Origin of the sequence: Allobosea sp. WAO (assembly GCF_001509835.1) — a bacterium.
Taxonomy (GTDB): domain Bacteria; phylum Pseudomonadota; class Alphaproteobacteria; order Rhizobiales; family Beijerinckiaceae; genus Allobosea.
The window spans coordinates 451171-471289 of record NZ_JXTJ01000008.1 but is presented as its reverse complement, the minus strand read 5'-3'; the positions used below and the strand labels follow the sequence as shown (position 1 = coordinate 471289).

Genomic DNA, 20119 nt, shown 5'->3' with positions numbered 1-20119 from the left:
GGCGTGCGCACGGCATCCGCAAGTAACAGGCCGGGCGAGCTTTCGCACGGCGTAGCGGTCGCGTTGCCGCATGCACGCCAGTTCGAGATCCACTCGGCGCAAGGCCTGCCCTATCGCCTGCTGGTCGCAGTCCCGCCCGAACCAGCGCCAGCCGCAGGCTTCCCGGTACTGGTGCTGGTCGATGGCGACGCGCTGTTCGCGACGGCGCTGACCACCGCCCGTCTCCAGGCCGGCCGACCCGAGGTCAGCGGCGTCGGCCCAGCGGTGATCGTCGGGATCGGCTATCCCGGCGCAGCCCCGTTCGATGCCGAGCGGCGGCGGCTGGATCTGTTGCCGGACGGTGGCGGCGCCGACCGGTTCCTCGACCTGATCGAGACGCAACTGCTCCCGGTGGTAGCAGATCTCGCACCCATCGACCGGGCGCGGCTCGCGCTCGCCGGGCATTCCTTCGGCGGGCTTTTCACCCTGCACGCGCTGTTCACAAGGCCGGGGCTGTTCCGCAGCCTCGTGGCGGGCAGCCCTTCGATCTGGTGGAACGACCGCGCCATCCTGGCCGCAAGGGCGCAGTACCTGCGCAGCCCGGCGCCGATCGTGCCGCCAAGGCTGCTGATCACCGTTGGCGGCGACGAGCAGACCACCGATGCGCTGCGCTTCCCCGACCGCGCCACCCGGCTGGAGAAGGCCCGCATGGTCGATAATGCCGGTGAGATGGCGGAAGTGCTCGCCGCCTCCGGCCGGCTCGACTGCGAGCATGTCGCCTTCGCCGGCGAGAACCATGTTTCCGTCATTCCCGCCATGCTCTCGCGCGCCGTGGCCTTTACGCTCGCCGAGGCGTCAGTTCGAGGGGAAACCGCCCGATGATCGCCCGGCTGACGCGGATCGCGACGAGGCTCGTCGCCTCCCTTCTCGCGCTTGGGATGCTCGCCGCACCGGTGGCGGCCCAGCCGGTGACGGTGACCGACCTCGCCGGGCGCACGGTTTCGCTGCCTGGACCGGCGAAGCGCATCGTGCTCGCCCAGGGGCGCCAGCTCAACGGGCTCGGGCTGCTGCATCCCGATCCGATCAGCCTGCTCGCCGGCTGGGGTAGCGACCATAAGCGCCAGAACCCGGACGCCTATGCCCGCTATGCCGCGAAATTCCCGGCGATCGAGACTGTACCGACGGTCGGCGATGGTGGCACACAGGACGGCTTCTCCTTCGAGAAGGCCGTCTCGCTGGCGCCGGACCTCGTCATCCTCAGCCAGTCGCTCGCCGGCACGCGGCACGGCCCGGGCGACCTGGTCGCTCGCTTCGAAGCGGCCGGTATCACGGTCGCTGTGGTCGACTTCTACCTGCAGCCGCTGCGCGACACGGTGCCGAGCCTGCGCGTGCTCGGCAAGCTGATCGGCCGGGAGGAGCAGGCCGAGGCCTATATTCGCTTCTATGAAGAGCGGCGCGCCCTGCTCGCCAGCCGCGTGCGCGATATCGAGCGCCCGAGCGTCTTCATGCACGCTCATGCCGGCGGCTTCGATTGCTGCTCATCGCCCGGAAAAGGCACCTTCGACGAGTTCATCACCCTCGCCGGCGGCCGCAACATCGCCGCGGCCATGCTGCCGGGCGCCAGCGGCCAGATCAGCCTCGAGCAATTGCTGGCCGCCGACCCGGCGATCTATGTCGCGACGGGCGGCGTGCATCTCGCCCGGCGCGGTGGCCTCGTGCTCGGGCTCGGTGTCTCGCCGGAGGAAGGCGCGCGCAGCTTCGCCACCCTGCTCGCCAGCCCCGGCATCAGTGCGCTCAGTGCCGTGCGCAACGGCCGTGCCTATGGCCTCTGGCAGCTCTTCAACGACACGCCGCTGCACATCGTGGCGATCGAGGCGCTGGCGAAGTGGATCCATCCCGAGCGGTTCGCAGATCTCGACCCACAGGCGACGCTGAAAGAGATCTCGACGCGCTTCTCGGCGATTCCGCTCGAAGGCACGCTCTGGATCGACGGGACCGCCAAGGGACAGCGCTGAAAAGCCAGCGGCGCACGAGCAGAAAGGCTTTCCGATCATGACGATCCTTTGCGCCGAGGCGCGTTTCAGCCTCGCCGACCCGGCCGCGCTGCTGCTCGCGCTCTGCGAGCATCTAACCGAGCATCATGCGACGGTGAGTGAGCGCGACGGCGCGACACTGATCGCGCTCGATGGCAGCCAGGCCGTGCTGCGCTTGATGGAGGGCGAACTGCTGGCCCGTGTCGAGGCGCAGAATCTCGCCGGCCTGCAGGCGATGAAGCTCGCGATCGCAAGCCATGTCGTCGAGCTCGCGCCGGCCGGCAGCGTGCCCGCGATAAGCTGGCAGGGCGATGGCAGTGGACCGACGCTCCTGCCCGATTTCAGGGTTCTGACCGTCACCGGCACGGAAAACCTGACCCCGCATATGCGCCGCATCCGCTTCCGCGGCGAGGACCTCGCGCGCTTCGACTCGCTCGAAGCGCTGCATGTGCGGCTGTTCATTCCGCCGGCCGGCCTTGCCGAACCGGTTTGGCCGATGGTCGGCGAAGACGGGCTCGTCAACCAGCCGCCGGCCAAGCAGCGCCCCGCCGTCCGCAAGTACACGATCCGCGAGATCGACGCCGCCGCCGGCACGCTCGCCATCGATTTCGTGCTGCACGGCGATGTGGGGCCGGGCTCGGCCTTTGCCGAGCGCGCCCGGGCCGGCGACCAGATCGGCATGGCCGGCCCCGGCGGGCGCGGCCTGCGGGCGGCCGAGCGCTACCTCTTCCTCGCCGACGAAACCGGCCTGCCGGCGGTCGCCCGCATGCTGGCGAACCTGCCCGGCGATGCGCAGGGACTCGCTTTGATCGAGGTCGCGGATGCGCAGGAGGAGCAGGCGCTCGCGGCACCGGCCGGCGTCACGGTGCGCTGGCTGCACCGCGACCGGGCCGAGGCCGGTCCGGCGCCGCAGCTGCTGGCGGCGTTCGAGGCCCTTGACTGGGAGCAGGACGGACCGGGCACCTACGTCTGGGCCGCGATGGAGCACGACACGTTCCGGCAGTTGCGCGCCGCCGCGCGCCAGCGGCTGCGTGCGGAACGCGACCAGCACCTGATCGTCAGCTACTGGCGCAACGGCCTCTCCGAGGAGCAGCATGCCCTCGAGAAGAAGGCCGCCGCCCGCGCCGCCTGAGGGGAACCGCCCGGAGCCGGCAGCCTGCCTCAGAACGGGTTGATATAGTTGGTGATCGCGATCTGCCGCAGCAGGACCTTGCGGATGACATGCGCGGGCTTGACGTGCTCAGTGAAGATCGCGGCGTCACCGGCAGCACCTGCCGGAAGGCCACTGGCGAAGCCCTGATCGTCGAGCCGAACGCGCACGACGAACGGCGCCGCATGCACTGCCGTCGGTGAGACGGCGAGGCCCGAGGTCTGAACCTGCCCGGTCGAGATCGCCTGCAGGATGCTCTCGACCTTGCCGGTCTGGACGGTGCCCGGCGTCATCTTGAAGGTCAGCTCGACCGGCTGGCCCACGGCGAGATAGCGCGCATCGATCTGGTTGACCTCAACGCCGACAATGGTCTCGGTGGTGTCGATGAAGGCCATCACGGGAGACAGCGGCAGGCTCGCAACCCGGGCGCCCTTGCGCAGGGCAAGATTGGTGACATAGCCGTCCGCCGGCGCACGCACCGTCGTCTTGTCGAGGTTCCATTTGGCGCCTTCGAGCTGCGCCTTGAGCTGATCGACCGAGGCCTGCCGCTCCTCGACGTCGAACGCCCTGCCCGTGCCGCGGGTTTGCAGTTGCGTCATCTCGGCGAGCCGCGTCTCCTGGAAGGCGAGCTGCGCCGCGACCGCGTCGACCTGGGCCTGGAAGGGAACGGGATCGATCCGGAACAGCACGTCGCCCGCCTTGATCGGCATGTTGGCCTGGACCGGCACGTCGACGACCTCGCCGGCGACACTGGGGACGATCGCGACCGAATTCCTGACGACGAGCGCCGGCCCCTGCGGCGCGCCCCAGTTCATCGGAATGAACAGGCCGATCAGCAGGAGCAGCAGGACGAGAACCGGCGAGACCTTCCAGAACAGGTTGAATGGAACGACCCGCAGCTTCACCAGGATGAAGAGGAGCGCGAGGTAGACGTTGAGGAGGACGACGATCATTGGATCGCTCCTGCCTTGTCGACCGGTCGGTCAGTGCGCGGCGGCACGTCGACATAGGCCCAGATCAGGACCACGGGCCAGAGCAGGAAACCGAGAAACAGGGTGACCCAGCCACCGACATTGACCGCCTCGGCCCAAGGGTGTCCTCGCCGCCGCGCCACCATGCCCGGCAACATGGCCATGAAGACGATGACGAAGATCGTGCTGGCGACCAGCACGATCAGGACAATCCAGGCGAAGATGTCGAGCCCACTCATGAGGGCCTCCTGCGAAAAGGTCAGGCGGGATAGACGGGATTGAGCGGCGGAAGCGGCGCGCGCGCCGTCTCCGGAGCATCAGCCTGTTGGGAGAAGGTACTCACCGCCCTTGCCAGCGCCTCGCCCTTCTGTGGCTCCCAGCCACTGCCGCCGCCGAACAGAGCGCTTTCGAGTTCGGCGATGAACGGAGACAGGCGAGGATCGGCGCGCGTGCGCTGCCGTTCGGCAGGCGGAAGACGCTCCAGCCAGACGCCGAGCGCGCGATAGGTCGCGGCCGGATCGCCGGCCTGCGCCTCCCTGATCAGTGTCTTGCGCGCAAAGGCTTCGGAATCCTGCTGGCGTTGCTGCCAGCCATGCCAGGCGGCGACCAGCCGGCGTCGGATCAGGACCAACGCGAGAACGAGGAGCACGACCGCGGCAGTGACAGCTGCAAACAGCCCGAGGCGCGGCGCCCGCGCTCCGCCGGCAGGGTGGCTCGCCGGAGATGCGACCGAGATTGTAAGGCCCGGCAAGCTTTCGACCCGCGCCCGCTTGTCCGCCAGGCTCCACCAGGGCTGGGACAGGTCCGGCAGGACATAGCTGCCGCCGCGCTCGAAGACATAGGTCGCCTTGTCGACCCGCTCGCCATCGACGATGCCGCGATTGCTCCTGTCCTCGATCTTCGGAGGATCGACATAGACGCGCACGCCATCGGGCGCCGTGAAGCGGAACTCGGCCATGCCCAGCGCCGGCACGCCCGTCGCCTGGCGCCGGATCGTCCGGGTGATCGCGTCGCCCGCCTTGAAGCGGGTGGTGCCGGGGTCGGGCGCCCAGCTCTCGCTCGCCGTCACCTTGTCGGCGGCGAGCACAGGGCCGGAGGCATCGAGACCTGCGGGGATGCCGACATCGATTCGGGTCGCCTCCCCCTTGGCCGAGCCCGCCGGGTCACCGCTGCGATCGAGCAGCGTCACCTCGGGCGCGGGGATGGCGATCTGCCCGCCGCGCCGCGGGAAGACGGTGAACTCGAAACTCTGGCCGACATAATCCTGATCGGATATGCGATCGCGCATCGTCGTCGCCTGCGTCTCGAAACGCAGGATCTGGGCGCCCGCCGCTTCCGGCACCCGAACCAGCGGCGGATGCGGCATCTCGCCGGGAAACAGCACGTCGACATTGAGCTGCACGGGCTGGCCGATGACGACGCCCTCAGCCGGCGCGACGCGCGTCCGCATCAGCGGTGGGCTCGCCGGCTGCTGGGCCATCGCCGCAGCGGGGATGACGAGAGCGAGCAGAGCGACTAGCCACCTCATGGCGCCTTCTCCGCCGGAGCCGCCTGGAGCTGATAGGCGAACTTAGCGCGCAGGAAGTCGGCAGGCCGGGTCTGCACCCGCTTGAGCCAGAGCGCGCGCACAGCCTCGTCCGACATTGGCTGGGCGGCCTCGACCGTCGTGTCCTCGCCGCCCTTCTTGTTCTTGTCGAACACTACCTCGTCGGGCTTGTCGTCGGTGTTGCCGGTCTCGCCGCCTTCGGTCTTCTTGCGCTCGCCGCGAATACGGGCGATCTCGCGGTTGTTCAGCGCCGCCTCCCAGCCGGGGTGCAGCGCCAGCGCCCGATCATAACGCTTCAAGGCGTCGTCATATTGTCCGAGCATGACCAGCGCATTGCCCTGATCGAAGGCGCCCACCGCCGTGTCGCGCCCGGCGAAGGCCTGCGCGGCCTCCTTGAACTCGCCGGCCCGGAACAGCGCGACGCCGCGCCAGAGCGGGTCGCGGAACGCCTTTGCCGCGTCCGCGGCCCGGCCCTCGTCGATCAGGACGCGCCCGCGCTGGTCCGGCGTCAGCCAGAGCGCCTGCCAGCCCAGGCGATGGAAGGCGAACAGCAGCGCCAGGGCCGCGACGGCTGCGACCACCTGATAGGGCGAGCTTGCGAATTTGCGCCTCATGGCAGCACCCATCCGCGCCGAAACCAGAGCAAGGCCAGGAGCGCGATCAGCGGCGTCAGCCAGTAACCTGCCTCGCGCCAGTGCTGGCCTTCGCCCGCGACGCTGCCCAGCTGGTCGGCGCGGTCGAGCCGCCGCACGATCTCGGCTACGTCAGTCTGGTCGACGGTCGTCGCGACGAGGCTCGCATCCAGTGCCTTGGCGATCTCGGGCAGGCCACCCGCCTCCGATCCCGGCGCCGACAGGGACAGGATCGTGACCGCGCTCCCGGCGCCGGCGTGCCCAGGCATCGCCTGCGGCGTCGCCGTATCCGCCATGATCAGCACCGAGCCGGCATCGTCCATGCCCGCGAGCACCCGCCTTGCCAGCGCCAGCGCTCCGGCGAGGTCGTCGCCCTCGCGCGGCATGATCTCCGGCGACAGGGACTTGGCGAGATCGAGCACGACCGCGCTGTCCGGCGTCGGCGGCAGGACGAGATGCGAGGAGCCGGAATAGGCGATGAGGCTCGCTGACGCCCCTTCGCGCGCCGACAGGATATCGGCCAGCTTCTGGCGGGCCCGGTCGAGCCGGGTCGGCGCGAGGTCCTGCGTCAGCATGGACGGCGTGACCTTCAGGACGATGGCGACCGGCGGCTTGGCCTGCGCGAAGGGCGATGGCTCGCGCTGCCAAGCGGGGCCCGCGACGGCGATTATCGTCAGCAGCCAGGCCAGCGCCAGCGCGTTGACGGGGCCGATGCTCGCCGGCCGCGTCTCGCCATCGACGAGATGGGGCAGCAAGGCCGGATCGATGACGCGGCGCCACCTCACCAGCATGTCGGCGCTGCGATGCGTGAGGAGCCAGAGCGCCGCCGCCGGGATGAGCGCCAGCAGCCAGAGCGGGCGCTCGAAATGGAACGGGGCGAGCGCCGCGATCACGACGGCCTCCCCACGATCGCAGGAGAGCGGGCGGAAGCGTGGTCGCGCCGGTGGCGCCATGCCAGCTGCAGCCCCTGCGCCAGGAGCGTGAGGACGAGGCCGGCGGCAAGCGGAATCCAGTAGATGTCGCGCCGTGGCCGGAAGCTGACCGTATCGATCCGGCGCGTCTCGATCTCGTCGAGGCGCTGGTAGATCTGCGCGAGCTGCGCGCGATCGAGCGCCCGGAAGAAGCCGCCGCCGGTGGTGCTCGCCACCTCCTTGAGCGCCGCCTCGTCGAGCTTGTCCTCGCCGGCGGCGGTGGGATCACCGACCGCAACCGTGTGGATGACGATGCCCTTGTCCTTGGCGACACGCGCCGCCTCCGCCGGCGGCACTTTGCTGACCGTGTCGTTGCCGTCGGTCAGGGCGATGATCGTTCTGGCCTTGACGGTGCTGCGCGCGAACAGGCCGATCCCGAGGCCGATCGCATCGCCAAAGGCCGTGCGCGGACCGGCCATGCCGACAGCGGTGTCGCGCAGCATCGCCCGGCTCAGCTCGAGATCGGTGGTGAAGGGCACCAGGGCGAAGGGTGCATCGCCGAAGACGACGACGCCGACGCGATCGCCCTTCCGGCGCGAGAGGAAGTCGTCGAGAACCTGCTTGACCGCCGTCAGCCGGTCGACGGTCTGCCCGGACTGATCGACGAAATCCTTGGTGTCCATCGAACCTGAGAGATCGACCAGCAGAAGCAGGTCGCGCGTCGGGAGGTCGCGATGCAGCGGCGGGTCGATCCATTGCGGGCGCGCCAGCGCCGCGAGCGCGAGCAGCCAGGTCGCGGCAAGAACGGCAAACCGGGCGCCTCCTCGGCGCGTAACCACGCCCCCCTCGAAAGGCTTCTGCCCGCTCAGGCGCGCAAGCTGGTCGAAGAACGGCACGCGCAGGCCGGCGCGGCGCTCGGCATGAGCCGGCAGGCCGAGCCAGATCAGCGGCAGCGGGGCGAGCAAGGCGAGCCAGGGATAAGCGAAGGCGAGCATGGTCAGGCCTCCGCCATCAGGCGGCCGCGCTGGCCGTGAAGCCATAACCTAGCCTGCGCGAGCGCTTCCGCCGCAGCAGCCGGTTCGAGGGCCGTCGTTGCAGTGGCGGCACCCTCGATCGCCGACACAAGGGCCTCGATCCGCCGATCGCCGGCTGCCGTTTCGGCAAGGAAAGCGCCCCAGGCCCGGCCGGTCAGGGCGGCGACCCGCTCGCGGCCATGCGCGACGAGGGCGGCACGTTTCAGCACGGACGAGATCGCCTCCGCCGTAACCGGAGCGGCGCCGAGCCCATCGAGCTCGGCCGCCGCGGCGCGCAGATAGGCATCGGCTCGATAGCGTGCCCAGCGCCGCCAACCGAACACGCAGAGGGCCGCCAAGATGGCGCAACCGACGATCGCGGTTCCGGCGGCCGGCGGCCAGAACGGGACCTGAGGCGGCAAGGCCAGATCGGCGAGCCTGCTGAGATCGCCGGGGTCGCTCATGGCGCGCTCCGCCCGGTCGCGCCCGCCATCTGCTGCGCGCGCCGCTTGCCAATCAGCTCCCGCAGCTGCTCGCCCGCGTCGCGCTCCGTCGAGATCGGCAGGACGGGGATAGCCCGGCTGCGCGAAAGCTGCGCCAGCCGCTCGCGCCACTCAGTGCGCTCCCGGGAAAAGTCCCGCCGGAGCACTGCGCCGGATGAATCGATCTCGATCTGGGAGCCGCCCGAGCTGAAGGTCGCCGGGCCGATATCGGGGAGATCCTGCTCCAGCGGGTCATGGATGAAGATCGCCAGCACGTCGTTATGGACGGAAAGCCGCGTGACGAGCCGCGCCGTCTCGGCATCCTCGCCGGCGACATCCGAGATCAGGCAGATCAACCAGTCATGGGTCGCGAGCCGGGCTGCGGTCTGCAAGGCCTCGTTCAGCCTGCCCGGCGCCGCCGCCCGGTCGCTCGGTCCCGCCAGCGCCGCGTTCTGGCGGGCGACTTCCGAAAGCACGCGGATGGCACCATGATCGCGGGCCTGCGGCTTCACCACGACCAGGCCGCGATCGCCGAAGACGACGGCGCCGACCCGGTCGCCCAGCGAGGTCACCCGCCAGGCCGAGAGCGCCGCCGCTTCGGCCGCCGCCACCGACTTCATCGCCCGCCGGCTGCCGAAGAACATCGAGCTGCGCTGGTCGACCAGCAGCAGCACCGGCCGGTCGCGTTCCTCGGAATAGACCCGGACATGCGGGCTGCCGAGCCGCGCCGTCGCCAGCCAGTCGATGGTGCGGGTATCGTCGCCCTCGAAATAATGGCGCAGCTCCTCGAAATTCAGGCCGCGTCCGCGCAAACGCGAGGCATGGCGCCCGGCGAGCAGGCTGTGCACCGGCTGGCGCGGCAGGAAGCTGAAGCCGCTGGCGCGATGCTTCAGGCGCAGGAGCTCGCCCAGGCTCACGAAGGCGCGCGCGCCATCGACTGAAGCGCTGCCGGCCGCCCTCGGTTTCTCTCGCATCAGCGCCATGGCGTTCCGCCCTACACTGCGACCGCGACCTGCCTGATCACTTCGTCAAGAACCGCGTCCGCATTCATGCCGTCCGCGCCGGCCTCATAGGACAGCGAAACCCGGTGCCGCAGGCAGTCATGCGCCACGGCCTGCACATCCTCCGGCGTGACGAAATCGCGGCCCTGCAGCCAGGCATAGGTGCGCGAACAGCGATCGAGCGCCAGCGAACCACGCGGGCTGGCCCCCACCGCGATCCAGTTCTTCAGCTTGTCGCCGAACTCGGCGGGCCGGCGCGTCGCGGCGATAAGGGCGACGATGTAGTTCTCGACGACGTCCTTGGCCGCGACCCGGTCGATCTCGGCCCGAGCGTCGAAGATCACCTGCTGCGAAATCTGTGCGGGAGCGGATCCGCCATCGGCCGAGTGCGCCGCGCTCTCGGAACGGACCAGCCGCATCACCTTCACCTCGTCCGCATCGGACGGGTAGTCGATGCGGATATGCATCAGGAAGCGGTCCATCTGCGCTTCCGGCAGCGGATAGGTGCCCTCCTGCTCGATCGGGTTCTGGGTGGCCAGCACCATGAAGAGCGGCGGCAGCTCGTAGCGCTTGCCGGCTACGGTGACGTGGCGCTCCTCCATCGCCTCGAGCAGGGCGGACTGGACCTTGGGCGGGGCGCGATTGATCTCGTCGGCGAGGATGAGGTTGCCGAAGATCGGCCCCTTGCGGAACTCGAACTGGCCATCCGGGCGCAGGATCTCGCCGCCGGTTACGTCGGAAGGCAGCAGGTCCGGCGTGAACTGGATACGGCTGAAGTCCGATTCGAGATTTTTCGACAGGCTCTTGATCGCGCGGGTCTTGGCGAGGCCGGGCAAGCCCTCGAGCAGGACGTTGCCATTGGCGAGGAGCGCGATGACGATGCGCTCGACGACGCGCTTCTGGCCGATGATGTCCCGGTTGATCCGGCCCTGGAGGTCGCCGACGGCACTGCGTACGCTCGGTCCGGTTCCGTCCATCGCCCGTTCCCTTCGGCCAGCATCGGGAAATTCTGCCGAGGGAGACGGACAAGTCACTGCTGTAACCGTTACAGCCCCGGGTCGCGTACCCCCTCGCCTGCTTGCCTGAGCGCGACGACGATATGCGGGCTCCCGACGCTGAATGGCTGCGAGCAGCCGGAACCGGGCTGCTCGCAGCGCGTCGGCGTTATGGGGTCTGAGGAAGCAGGTCGTTCCCGAAGAAATCGGTCTGCCGCGTCGAACTGTTCTGATTGGCCCGGACATAGGCCGGCCCGCCGGTCCGCGCCGGGTTGGGGCCGGGATCGAGATAGCTGCGCTGCGGCGGCTGGCTCGACGCAACCGAAGGCGCCGGCGCCGCGGCCGGCGGCGCCTGCTCGGCCGTGGTGGTGCAGGCGATCAGGGGCAGGCAACACAGCATGGCGGCCGGAAGGCGGAAGGTCTTCAGCGCGTTCTTCATCCGATCCTCGACAGTTCAAAACAAACCCTGGCCATGCGGCAGCTCCGAGGATGCGGCCCCTTTGCCGCGAGAGCAAGGGGCCGCGTTGATCGGCTCAGCGAGTGGCACTCGCCCGCAACTGCTCCTCGATCTTAGTCAGGTTGAAGGAGCCGGGCGTCTGGCTCGGCGGATACTCCTTCATCGACTGGAGGAACTTCGCCGCAAGCCCCTGGATCGGGACGAGGACGAAGGCACGGTCCAGGAACCAGTCATTGTAGACGTTGGCATTGTGCTGCGCCTTCTCGAACGGGTCGCGGCGGAGATGGAACAACAATGGCACGCGCAGTTCGGTGAACGGCTCGCGCCAGACACCGAACGCCTGACCGCGGTTCTCCAGGAAGACGACCTTCCAGTCCTCGTAGCGCGCCGCGACGACCTGGCCATCGTCGTTAACGTACCAGAACTCCTTGCGCGGCGATTCCTTGGTCTTGCCGGAGAGATAGTCGAGCTGGTTGTAGCCATCGATGTGGTTCTTGTAGGGGCGCCCGTTGAGCGTCACGCCCTTGAGCAGCTGCTCCGCGATGTCCGGCGCGCCCGCCGCGGCGGCAAAGGTCGGCAGCCAGTCCTCATGTGCGAAAATGCCGTTCAGCGTCGTGCCCGCCGGGAACTTGCCCGGCCAGCGAACGAAGGCCGGCACGCGATAGGCGCCTTCCCAGTTCGAGTTCTTCTCGCTGCGGAAGGGCGTCGTGCCGGCATCGGGCCAGGTATTGTAGTGCGGGCCGTTGTCGGTCGAGTAGAAGACGATCGTATCGTTCGCGATGCCGAGATCGTCGACGAGCTTGAGCAATTCGCCGACCATTCCATCATGCTCGACCATGCCGTCCGAGTACTCGTCCTGGCCCGACTTGCCACGGCTGGCGGACTTGAGGTGGGTGCGGAAATGCATCCGCGTCGCGTTCCACCAGGTGAAGAAGGGCTTGTTGGCCCGAACCTGGCGCTGGATGAAATCCTTCGCTGCCGCGAGCGTCTCCTCGTCGATGGTTTCCATCCGCTTCTTGGTCAGCGGCCCGGTATCCTCGATCTTGCCATCGGCCGAGGCCTTGATCACGCCGCGCGGTCCGAATTTCTTCCGGAACTCGGGATCCTTCGGGTAATCGAAGTTCTCCGGCTCCTCCTCGGCGTTGAGGTGGTAGAGATTGCCGAGGAACTCGTCGAAGCCGTGCTGGGTCGGCAGGTGCTCGTCGCGGTCACCCTGATGGTTCTTGCCGAACTGGCCGGTGGCATAGCCCCGCGACTTCAGCACCGTCGCCATGGTGACGTCGGTTTTCTGCCAGCCCTCCTTGGCGCCCGGCAGCCCGACCTTGGTCATGCCGGTCCGCACCGGGACGTTCCCGCCGATGAAGGCGGCGCGTCCCGCAGTGCAGCTCTGCTGGCCGTAATAGTCGGTGAACGCGACACCTTCCCTGGCGATGCGGTCGATGTTCGGGGTCTGGTAGCCCATCATGCCGCGATTGTTGTGGCTGATGTTCCAGGTGCCGATATCGTCGCCCCAGATGACGAGGATGTTCGGCTGGCGGCCGGAACCGGCGCTCGCCTGCGGCGTGGCGGCCGGCTGCTGCGCCGGGGCCTGGGTGCCGGCCGCGGCGGCGGCCACGAAGGCCGTCCCGGACAGCAGGATACGGCGGCGATTGAGGTCGATGTCGTCCCTTGCAGTCGCAGTCTGGTCGGTCTTGTTCGGGTCTGCTGTCATCGAACATCCTCCTTAGGCATGCGGGGCTGGACTAGTTAGGTTTCCGTCCTCACGACGCAGCGGAAGCCGACATGGCTCGTCGATGTGTCGACGGGCTCGGCGTGCCGCGCGGCCGGGCGGTAGCGGCGGCAATAGCTCGGCGCGCAAAGATGCGAGCCGCCCTTCAGGACCCGGCGCGGGATAAGGATCTCCGGCTGGCGGGGGTCGTAGCTGTCGGCTTCGGGGCCGCCGCGCGGGTTCTGCGGCACGCAGCAGGCCTTCGGCGCATCGGCCTGATGGCGGGTGGACCAGAAATCGGAGGTCAATTCCCAGACATTGCCGATCATGTCGTAGAGCCCGTAGCCATTGGGCGGATAGCTGCGGACGGGCGAGGTCCGGGCCCAGCCATCGTCCTTGGTGTTCTCGTGCGGGAAGCTGCCCTGCCAGGTGTTCGCCATATGGCGGCCTTCCGGCGTGAGCTCATCGCCCCAGGCGAATTCGCTGCCTTCGCGCCCGCCCCAGGCGGCAAACTCCCATTCCGCCTCTGTCGGCAATGCCTTGCCGGCCCAGGCCGCATAGGCCTGCGCATCGCGATAGGCGACGTGGACGACGGGATGATCGTCCAGCCCCTTGATCGAGGAGCCCGCGCCATAGGGCTTGCGCCAGGTCGCGCCGAACTTGAACGTCCACCATTGCGACCAGTCACGCAGATCGACCGGATGCGTCGGCGGATTGAACATCAGCGATCCCGCCCGCAGCATATGCGGCAAGGCACCGGGATAATCCTTCGGGTCGGGAGCGATCTCGGCGAAGGTGACATGCCCGGTGGCCTCGACAAAGGCGCGGAACTGAGCGTTTGTGATCGGCGTCTCGTCGATCCAGAAGCCGTCGACGCTGACCCGGTGGCTCGGCGCCTCCTCGGCGTAGTGCACGTCCGAGCCCATGCGGAAGGTGCCGCCTTCGACGCGCCGCATGCCATGGGTGAGAACCGGCCTGTCCAGCATGTATTGACCCTGCCCTAGCGACTTCCAGGAAAGACGGTCTTCCAGTCCTGCTTCATATCGATGACCGTCCAGCCCTTGGCCGCTGCCTCGTCGAGCGCCTTGTCGAGCTTGCCGATCTGCGACTTGCGATCATAGGCCCATTCGCGCTCGGCATCGGTGTGGTGGACGATCAGCGCCAGCCGCGGACCGCTGCCCCCCGCCGTGTACTGCAGCATCTGGAGGTCGCCGTCGGAATTGCCGAAGGCGAGGATCGGACGCCGGCCGATGAAGCGATTGATGCCGACCGGCTTGCCCGGCCCGTCATCGATGAATTCGACCTTGCCTTCCTTGAACAGCTGAGGCTTTCCAGCCGCGTCCATGCGGAACTTGACCACGCCCGACGAGCCGACGACCTGCTCAGGCGGGATGCCATAGACCTTGTCGGCGAAGACCCGCATGAATTCGACGCCGCCGCCGGAGACGATGAAGGTCTTGAAGCCGTTGGCGCGAAGATAGGCGAGCAATTCGAGCTGGGGCTGGTAGACCATCTCGGTGTAGAGGCGCTGCTTGGTCGGATGGCGGGCCGAGCTCAGCCAGTTGGCGACAGAAGCTTCGAACGCCTCGGTGGTCATGCCTGAATGGGTCAGGGCCATGACCTGAAGCAGGCCCTTGTTGCCGTCCGCGGTCAGACCCTTGAGATCGCGCGCGAGCACGGAGCGATAAGGCTCCTTGCTCTTCAATCCCGGCTTCTCCGCAACCTGCCGCTTGATCTCGTCGAAGGCGAAGAGCAGCTGGAAATAGGCCGGCTGCTCGGCCCAGAGCGTGCCGTCATTGTCGAAGGTGGCGATGCGCTCGGCCGGCTTGACGAAGTCCGGACCGCCCTCGCGCGTCACCTTGCCGACGAAATCGAGGATCGCCTGCTTGGCCTTGCCGTCGTTCCAGGACGGCAGCGGGTCGCTCTGGGCGAGAGCGCCGCCGCCCCAGCCCAATAGCCCAGCGATCAGAAGGGCTGTGCAGAAGGCTCGTCGGTTCAACATCCACCTCTCCTTCTGAAACGCGCCCTGTCGAGCCGCGGCTCACGAAACCGGCTGAGGCCGCGGGAAGCTCCATTTGCCGTTCAGGATCTCGGCCTTCGGGCGATAGAGCCGCACCGTGTAGTTCCAGCCGGGCATGGTCGGCAGGCAATTGGGGACCTTGCCGTCGCAGCCGCCGAACTGGATGGCGATCGAGCCGTCAAGGCTTTTCGCAGCGGTGAGGTTGTTGAGCGCGTACGCGTCGTAAGGGTTCTTCTGGTAGTAGCCCTCGGCATTGTAGAGGCTGACCGACCAGAAGCCGTTCACCGGCACATCCTTGACGACGAGCTTGTAGACCGTTTTCCCGTCGTTCCCCGTCGGCGTGACGTTGAGGTAGACCGCATCCTTGTCCGGGTTTCCGCCCCAGCCCAGCGCGGTGCCGATCAGGTGCCGGATCGGGTCCACCTCCTTCTTGGTGCCGAACGCCTTCTTGAAGTCCGGAATCGTCGAGCCCAGCACGAGCAGCGCGTCGCGGACCTTCTTCTGGCTGGCCTGATCCCAGTTCGGCACCTCGAACTTGCCGGCGCTCTTCTGGCTGACCTTGATCGCGTCCTGCAGGGCGTGAACCTGCTGCACGTCCTTCGGGTCCTTGGGATCGACGAGGGTGCGAATTCCGACGATCGCATAGCGCGTGCCAACGTTGGACCTGGTGAGGGTGTGGCTGCCGGCTCCATAGTAGACCGCCGGGACATAGTGATCCTGGTTGATGACCTGCATCGACATGAAGCGCTTGCCGGCATCGGGCAGCTTGATCGTCACCGGGCCGGCATCGAGATCGAAGACGGCGGCCGAATAGAGGGTGTCGCGGTTGAGCCGGATGACCGTCTGGTCGTCGATAGAGGCCGGCTCGCGCCGGTGCAGGAATTTCCCGAAGCCGCCATCCCTGACCATGTTGCCCAGATAGAGATCGGATTCAGCGCGGATGAAGTTGTCGACGCCAACCGGCACGGCGGCTCCGCCGGCGGCTTGGGCGCGCGCCGCACCGGTCGCGGCGAGCATGATGGCGAAAGCACTGATTACCCGCCTGGTCGTCATCTAACGGCTCCTCGCGTCAGCTTGCCCGCGCCAGTGCGGGCGCTTTCCATTTTCCATTCAACGCCGGCTGCTTGGGCCAGTACAGCCGCATCACCGCGAAGAACGGCCCGGCGGGCGCCGGCAGCCAGTTCGCCTCCCGGTCCTTCCCGGGAGATTCGTGCTGGACATGGATCGTGACGCCGCCATCCGGATCGCGCTTCAGCGAGGGTACCATCGGCGAGTTGATCAGGTAGCGGTTGATCGGATTGGCGTAGAGCAGGCTCTCCGGCAGCTGGTACATGGTCAGCGACCAGAAGGCGTTGACCGGCGGCAGCTGCCGCGCCGGGAAGCGCAGAACGTAGCGGTTCGCACCCTCCAGCTTCTGGCCGGTGGAATCGACGAAGTAGGCAGGATAGAGCGCCTCCTGCTTCGCGTTTCCGTAGATGCCGAGCGCGGCTGCCGACATGCGGGACATGTAGTCGTTGTTGAGGAAGGCGCGCGTACCGAAGCCGTCGGCGCTGGTTCGCTTGCCGGTGTCGAGTTCCGTCGCCTTGTAGGTGGCGAACGCCGTCCAACCGTCCGCCATGCCCTCCTGGAGCGCCGTGCGCATCTCGGGCGAGAGCGCGTTGGCATCGAAGCGTTTGCCGGCACCGACGCCGATTCCGGCAAAGCGCTGCATCAAGGCCTTTTCGGAGGGGTGCGTCGGACAGAACTGCAGAAGGAAGTTCAGGAGACCGAAGAACTCGAGCGAACTGCGCTCCTGTTCCGGACCGAGCGGCTTTACGAAAGCCACGGCAGGCGCGACTACCGGCGCCGAGCGTCCCTCGAACTGCGACAGCGTCTGGACCTTGTAGCCGGCCTGGATCGCCTTGACCTTCTCGATATCGGCCGGGTCGAAAAGCTGCGTCCGGTAGAGCACGAAGGCGAAATCGGTCTCGCAGCGGATCACCGACTTCACGCCCTTGGGCTTGTCGCCCTTCCAGCGCGGGCCGGCGAGCAGATAGCTGCCGGCGCCGTTACCGGTGGCGCGGCTACCGACATAGGCGAAGTCGAAGGTGTACATGTCGATGAACTGAAGCGCGTAGTAGCGTCCCTTCTCGACCGCTGGCACGGTGAAGACGAGCGGCTCGGCCCGCAGATCGGCCCCGACATAGGAATAGGGCGTGTCGGAATTCGGTGTCTGGATCGCCTTGTCGTCGGGCGTGTAGACCCGCGCATTGTTGATCAGCGTGTTCCACGGCCCCTTGTATTCTGGGCCTGCGCTGTCGACGAAGTAGGAATGCTGGATGCGATAGCTGTCCACCATTGGGAAGCCGTAGATCGTCGCCTCCTTGGCGATTGCACGCGCCTCCCCGGGCGATACCGACTGCGCGAAGCCCGGCGCAGTGCCGGAAACCCCAGCCACCAGCGTCGCCGCCGTCCCGGCAATAATCTGGCGTCGGTTCGGCGCCAGGATGGCGAGAGGTGAAGTTCCGCGATAGCTACCCATTTAACCACCCATCCAGGACATCGCCGGCCGCGCGAAGGTGCGAGCCGGCCGACGTTCGCGCGATTATTTTGCGGCCTTGCTTGCCGTCTGATCCAGGTTGCGCATCAGCGCCGCCACCATCTGGTCGACGCTGAAGCTCGCCGGCCGCTGGCTCGGCGGATAGTTCGTGAAGGTCTGGAGGAACGGCGCGACCTTATAAACGCCGTACTGGATGAGGTAGGCGTTCTTGGCGAGCCAGTCATAGTACTGGTCCGAGACGATATCGGCCCGTTCCATCGGGTCCATCCGCAGGTTGAAGACCTTCGGAGCGCGCAGGCAGGTGAACGGGTTCGACCAGACCGTGAAACCGCCGGGCTGACGCTGCTCGCAGAACACGATCTTCCAATTGTCGTGGCGATAGGCAACCAGTTCGCCGTCATCGTTGAAGTAGAAGAACTCGTTTCGGGCCGATTTCGGCTGCTGCCCAGTCAGATAGGGCAGCTGGTTGTAACCATCGAGGTGGACCTTGGCCTGCTTGCTGCCGAGCGATGTCCCCTTGGCGAGCTTGTCCTTGATCTCTCCATCGCCCGCGGCTGCCACCAGCGTCGGGAACCAGTCGAGCCCCGAGATCATCTCGTTCGAGACCTCGCCGGCCTTGACCTTGCCGGGCCAGCGGATCATCGCCGGCACCCGGAAGGCACCCTCCCAGTTGGTGTCCTTCTCGCTGCGGAACTGGGTGGTCGCCGCGTCCGGCCAGGACCATTGGTTCGGGCCGTTGTCGGTGGTGTAGATGACAATGGTGTTATTGGCGACGCCGAGATCGTCGATCGCCTTCAGCAGCTTGCCGACATCGCCGTCATGCTCGATCATGCCGTCGGCGTAGTCATTGCCGGGCATGCCGCTCTGGCCCTTCATCGACTCCCGCACATGCGTGAAGGCATGCATGCGGGTCGTGTTCATCCAGGTGAAGAACGGTTTGTTGGCCCGCACCTGACGCTGCATGAAGTCGATCGCGCCGGCCGTGGTCTCGTCGTCCACCGTCTCCATGCGCTTGCGCGTCAGCGGCCCGGTGTCCTCGATCTTGCCATCGGCCGACGACTTCAGCACGCCGCGCGGCGAACTCGACTTGACGAATTCGGTATCGTTCTTCGGATAATACGGCCGCTCCGGCTCCTCTTCGGCATTGAGGTGGTAGAGATTGCCGAAGAACTCGTCGAAGCCGTGCCGTGTCGGCAGGTACTCGTCGCGGTCGCCGAGATGGTTCTTGCCAAACTGGCCGGTGGCGTAGCCGAGCGGCTTCAGCGCCTCGGCGATGGTCACGTCGCGATCCTGGAGGCCGACGGTCGCGCCGGGGATGCCGACCTTGCAGAGGCCGGTGCGCAGGCAGACCTGGCCGGTGATGAAGGTCGAGCGCCCGGCCGTGCAGCTGTTCTCCGCATAATAGTCGGTGAACATCATGCCTTCCTTGGCGATCCGGTCGATGTTCGGCGTGCGATAGCCGACAAGACCGTGCGAATAGGCGCTGATGTTCGACTGACCGACATCGTCGCCGAAGATCACCAGGATGTTCGGCTTCGCGGTATTGGGGCTCGGCGCCGGCTGGGCCTGCGCCGGCATCGCCGACAGCCCCAGCCCGACGACGAGGCCAACCGCGGCGAGGAATTTCTGGCGTCCCATGAGACTCTCCCGATTGCGGGCGCTCGCCGGGCCTTGCGCGTCATCACGACCGCAAAGCCGGCGCGCGGCGGAGACTTGCATGGGGGCAGGATGGGCCTAAGCCTGTAACTGTATCAGCGTACCTGGCCTGCCCGCCTCAACGCATTGCAAGCACGGCCGTGATCGATTTCGTGGCGTCCTGAGCCAGATCGTCGATCTGCTCGAAGCACGGCATGGCCCTGGCGACATACTCGCGAAAATTGGAGGCCAGCACCTCTCCGTTGCGCAGGTCGCTGAAGCGCCAGGAATAGCGGCGGCGCTCGGCCATCGGACGCACCGCGATGTCGAGCGAATAGGTTTCGCCGGGGTGCGCGAAGAGCGCCTGGATCGCGCCCGACGCGGCGGCGCGTTCTGCCGGCGGCACGACGAGCGTCTTGAAGCGTGCCTTGCGCAGCAGCAAGAGCAGCGCGTCGGTGAAGAGCTCGCCACGCAATTCGGCGTCCGGATCGGAATGCCCGGAATGGTCATGGATCACCACGGTGGCCGTCGGTGCCGTGTCGGCCTGGTCTGCTTTCGCCGCCTCCGACGCGCCCACGGTTGCCGCGAATTCCGGCGACCATGCAAAGCTCGGGACATAGCCGCCGCGCGGCATCGCGATCCTGATACGGTCCCCTGCCCCGGCCCCCTCATAATAGGCCGTCAGCGCCGACCGCAGCCGGGTAGCCTCGATGCGGACGATCGGGTCGACCGTCGGGTCGAAGCTATCATCGCGGCCGAACACATCGACGCCGATCGAATAGGCCTTGATCCGGTCCGAGCGGCCTTCGATGGTCTGCATCACCACGAAGGACAGGAATCGCCGGTTGCGCTCCGACAATCGCAGAGCGTCGTTCGCGAGTAGAGTTTGGAGCGATTCAAATATCTCATGAGATGGCGGCTCAGCGCCGTGGGCCGAAACACTTTCGTCCATTGCTCCGCCTCCAAAGCCTGGACTGAATAACAGCTTCCCCGATCACGATGACAATGGCGCAACGGCGGTTCAGTTGGCAAGGAGCACAGCCTACA

20 protein-coding genes are annotated in these 20119 nt (G+C 67.3%); 3 read left to right on the top strand and 17 right to left on the bottom strand.

The genetic code is table 11. The features are described 5' to 3' along the window. Positions 1–3: 3 nt before the first annotated feature. From DK26_RS17070 to DK26_RS17060, 3 genes are read left to right on the top strand one after another with little or no spacing between them, the layout of a single operon-like run. Entirely contained in the window at positions 4–861 is an 858-nt protein-coding gene (locus DK26_RS17070) for an alpha/beta hydrolase-fold protein (protein WP_184231628.1), read from the top strand. Next, positions 858–1994 (top strand): ABC transporter substrate-binding protein, encoded by a 1137-nt coding sequence (locus DK26_RS17065; RefSeq protein WP_066474971.1) that lies wholly within the window; start codon positions 858–860, stop codon positions 1992–1994. The genes DK26_RS17070 and DK26_RS17065 overlap by 4 nt, the downstream gene beginning before the upstream one ends. Positions 1995–2031: 37 nt before the next feature. After that, a complete protein-coding gene (locus DK26_RS17060; protein WP_066474968.1) occupies positions 2032–3144 on the top strand; it encodes a siderophore-interacting protein in 1113 nt (370 codons plus the stop codon). 29 nt (positions 3145–3173) lie between these two features. On the opposite strand, the gene DK26_RS17055 is transcribed toward DK26_RS17060, so the two are convergent. The 17 genes from DK26_RS17055 to DK26_RS16975 form a co-directional block, all read right to left on the bottom strand. Further along, positions 3174–4115 carry an efflux RND transporter periplasmic adaptor subunit gene (locus tag DK26_RS17055; protein WP_066474965.1) on the bottom strand — a complete coding sequence of 314 codons (942 nt, stop codon included), beginning with the start codon at positions 4113–4115 and terminating at the stop codon, positions 3174–3176. Continuing rightward, positions 4112–4372 carry a DUF3302 domain-containing protein gene (locus DK26_RS17050; protein WP_066474962.1) on the bottom strand — a complete coding sequence of 87 codons (261 nt, stop codon included), beginning with the start codon at positions 4370–4372 and terminating at the stop codon, positions 4112–4114. The genes DK26_RS17055 and DK26_RS17050 overlap by 4 nt, the downstream gene beginning before the upstream one ends. A gap of 20 nt (positions 4373–4392) precedes the next feature. Then, positions 4393–5661 (bottom strand): BatD family protein, encoded by a 1269-nt coding sequence (locus DK26_RS17045; RefSeq protein WP_066474960.1) that lies wholly within the window; start codon positions 5659–5661, stop codon positions 4393–4395. Continuing rightward, a complete protein-coding gene (locus DK26_RS17040) occupies positions 5658–6293 on the bottom strand; it encodes a tetratricopeptide repeat protein (RefSeq protein WP_066474958.1) in 636 nt (211 codons plus the stop codon). The genes DK26_RS17045 and DK26_RS17040 overlap by 4 nt, the downstream gene beginning before the upstream one ends. After that, positions 6290–7204, bottom strand: a complete 915-nt coding sequence (locus DK26_RS17035) for a VWA domain-containing protein (RefSeq protein WP_248310004.1) — start codon at positions 7202–7204, stop codon at positions 6290–6292. Before DK26_RS17035 ends, DK26_RS17040 begins: the two co-directional genes overlap by 4 nt. Continuing rightward, a complete protein-coding gene (locus tag DK26_RS17030) occupies positions 7201–8217 on the bottom strand; it encodes a VWA domain-containing protein (RefSeq protein WP_066474956.1) in 1017 nt (338 codons plus the stop codon). The genes DK26_RS17035 and DK26_RS17030 overlap by 4 nt, the downstream gene beginning before the upstream one ends. 2 nt (positions 8218–8219) lie before the next feature. Beyond that, complete coding sequence (locus DK26_RS17025) at positions 8220–8699, bottom strand: DUF4381 domain-containing protein (protein ID WP_066474954.1); 480 nt, start codon at positions 8697–8699, stop codon at positions 8220–8222. Continuing rightward, positions 8696–9700 (bottom strand): DUF58 domain-containing protein, encoded by a 1005-nt coding sequence (locus DK26_RS17020; protein WP_066474952.1) that lies wholly within the window; start codon positions 9698–9700, stop codon positions 8696–8698. Before DK26_RS17020 ends, DK26_RS17025 begins: the two co-directional genes overlap by 4 nt. An 11-nt stretch (positions 9701–9711) precedes the next feature. Then, positions 9712–10695, bottom strand: coding sequence for a MoxR family ATPase (locus DK26_RS17015; protein WP_066474949.1), 984 nt, complete (start codon positions 10693–10695; stop codon positions 9712–9714). Between the two features lie 187 nt (positions 10696–10882). Further along, on the bottom strand, positions 10883–11152 hold the full coding sequence (locus tag DK26_RS17010) for a hypothetical protein (protein ID WP_066474947.1): 270 nt from the start codon (positions 11150–11152) through the stop codon (positions 10883–10885). Positions 11153–11246: 94 nt separating this feature from the next. Continuing rightward, complete coding sequence (locus DK26_RS17005) at positions 11247–12881, bottom strand: arylsulfatase (RefSeq protein ID WP_083533283.1); 1635 nt, start codon at positions 12879–12881, stop codon at positions 11247–11249. 35 nt (positions 12882–12916) lie between these two features. Continuing rightward, positions 12917–13864, bottom strand: coding sequence for a formylglycine-generating enzyme family protein (locus DK26_RS17000; RefSeq protein WP_066474946.1), 948 nt, complete (start codon positions 13862–13864; stop codon positions 12917–12919). Positions 13865–13878: 14 nt separating this feature from the next. Continuing rightward, entirely contained in the window at positions 13879–14880 is a 1002-nt protein-coding gene (locus DK26_RS16995; protein ID WP_066474944.1) for an HAD family hydrolase, read from the bottom strand. Positions 14881–14919: 39 nt separating this feature from the next. Then, a complete protein-coding gene (locus tag DK26_RS16990) occupies positions 14920–15951 on the bottom strand; it encodes a DUF1254 domain-containing protein (protein WP_066474941.1) in 1032 nt (343 codons plus the stop codon). A gap of 16 nt (positions 15952–15967) precedes the next feature. Next, positions 15968–17419, bottom strand: a complete 1452-nt coding sequence (locus tag DK26_RS16985; RefSeq protein WP_083533282.1) for a DUF1254 domain-containing protein — start codon at positions 17417–17419, stop codon at positions 15968–15970. Between the two features lie 63 nt (positions 17420–17482). Beyond that, positions 17483–19015: an arylsulfatase gene (locus DK26_RS16980; RefSeq protein ID WP_248310021.1), complete on the bottom strand. Its 1533-nt coding sequence runs from the start codon at positions 19013–19015 to the stop codon at positions 17483–17485. Positions 19016–19211: 196 nt separating this feature from the next. Continuing rightward, positions 19212–19931 (bottom strand): hypothetical protein, encoded by a 720-nt coding sequence (locus tag DK26_RS16975; protein ID WP_066474936.1) that lies wholly within the window; start codon positions 19929–19931, stop codon positions 19212–19214. Positions 19932–20119: the final 188 nt, after the last annotated feature.

What these genes read in the sequence shown, in the direction of transcription:
- DK26_RS17065 (WP_066474971.1), top strand. Translation starts at nt 858, where the DNA reads ATGATCGCCCGGCTGACGCGGATCGCGACGAGGCTCGTCGCCTCCCTT.
- DK26_RS17060 (WP_066474968.1), top strand. Translation starts at nt 2,032, where the DNA reads ATGACGATCCTTTGCGCCGAGGCGCGTTTCAGCCTCGCCGACCCGGCC.
- DK26_RS17055 (WP_066474965.1), bottom strand. Translation starts at nt 4,115, where the DNA reads ATGATCGTCGTCCTCCTCAACGTCTACCTCGCGCTCCTCTTCATCCTG.
- DK26_RS17050 (WP_066474962.1), bottom strand. Translation starts at nt 4,372, where the DNA reads ATGAGTGGGCTCGACATCTTCGCCTGGATTGTCCTGATCGTGCTGGTC.
- DK26_RS17045 (WP_066474960.1), bottom strand. Translation starts at nt 5,661, where the DNA reads ATGAGGTGGCTAGTCGCTCTGCTCGCTCTCGTCATCCCCGCTGCGGCG.
- DK26_RS17040 (WP_066474958.1), bottom strand. Translation starts at nt 6,293, where the DNA reads ATGAGGCGCAAATTCGCAAGCTCGCCCTATCAGGTGGTCGCAGCCGTC.
- DK26_RS17030 (WP_066474956.1), bottom strand. Translation starts at nt 8,217, where the DNA reads ATGCTCGCCTTCGCTTATCCCTGGCTCGCCTTGCTCGCCCCGCTGCCG.
- DK26_RS17025 (WP_066474954.1), bottom strand. Translation starts at nt 8,699, where the DNA reads ATGAGCGACCCCGGCGATCTCAGCAGGCTCGCCGATCTGGCCTTGCCG.
- DK26_RS17020 (WP_066474952.1), bottom strand. Translation starts at nt 9,700, where the DNA reads ATGGCGCTGATGCGAGAGAAACCGAGGGCGGCCGGCAGCGCTTCAGTC.
- DK26_RS17015 (WP_066474949.1), bottom strand. Translation starts at nt 10,695, where the DNA reads ATGGACGGAACCGGACCGAGCGTACGCAGTGCCGTCGGCGACCTCCAG.
- DK26_RS17010 (WP_066474947.1), bottom strand. Translation starts at nt 11,152, where the DNA reads ATGAAGAACGCGCTGAAGACCTTCCGCCTTCCGGCCGCCATGCTGTGT.
- DK26_RS17005 (WP_083533283.1), bottom strand. Translation starts at nt 12,881, where the DNA reads ATGACAGCAGACCCGAACAAGACCGACCAGACTGCGACTGCAAGGGAC.
- DK26_RS17000 (WP_066474946.1), bottom strand. Translation starts at nt 13,864, where the DNA reads ATGCTGGACAGGCCGGTTCTCACCCATGGCATGCGGCGCGTCGAAGGC.
- DK26_RS16995 (WP_066474944.1), bottom strand. Translation starts at nt 14,880, where the DNA reads ATGTTGAACCGACGAGCCTTCTGCACAGCCCTTCTGATCGCTGGGCTA.
- DK26_RS16990 (WP_066474941.1), bottom strand. Translation starts at nt 15,951, where the DNA reads ATGACGACCAGGCGGGTAATCAGTGCTTTCGCCATCATGCTCGCCGCG.
- DK26_RS16985 (WP_083533282.1), bottom strand. Translation starts at nt 17,419, where the DNA reads ATGGGTAGCTATCGCGGAACTTCACCTCTCGCCATCCTGGCGCCGAAC.
- DK26_RS16980 (WP_248310021.1), bottom strand. Translation starts at nt 19,015, where the DNA reads ATGCCGGCGCAGGCCCAGCCGGCGCCGAGCCCCAATACCGCGAAGCCG.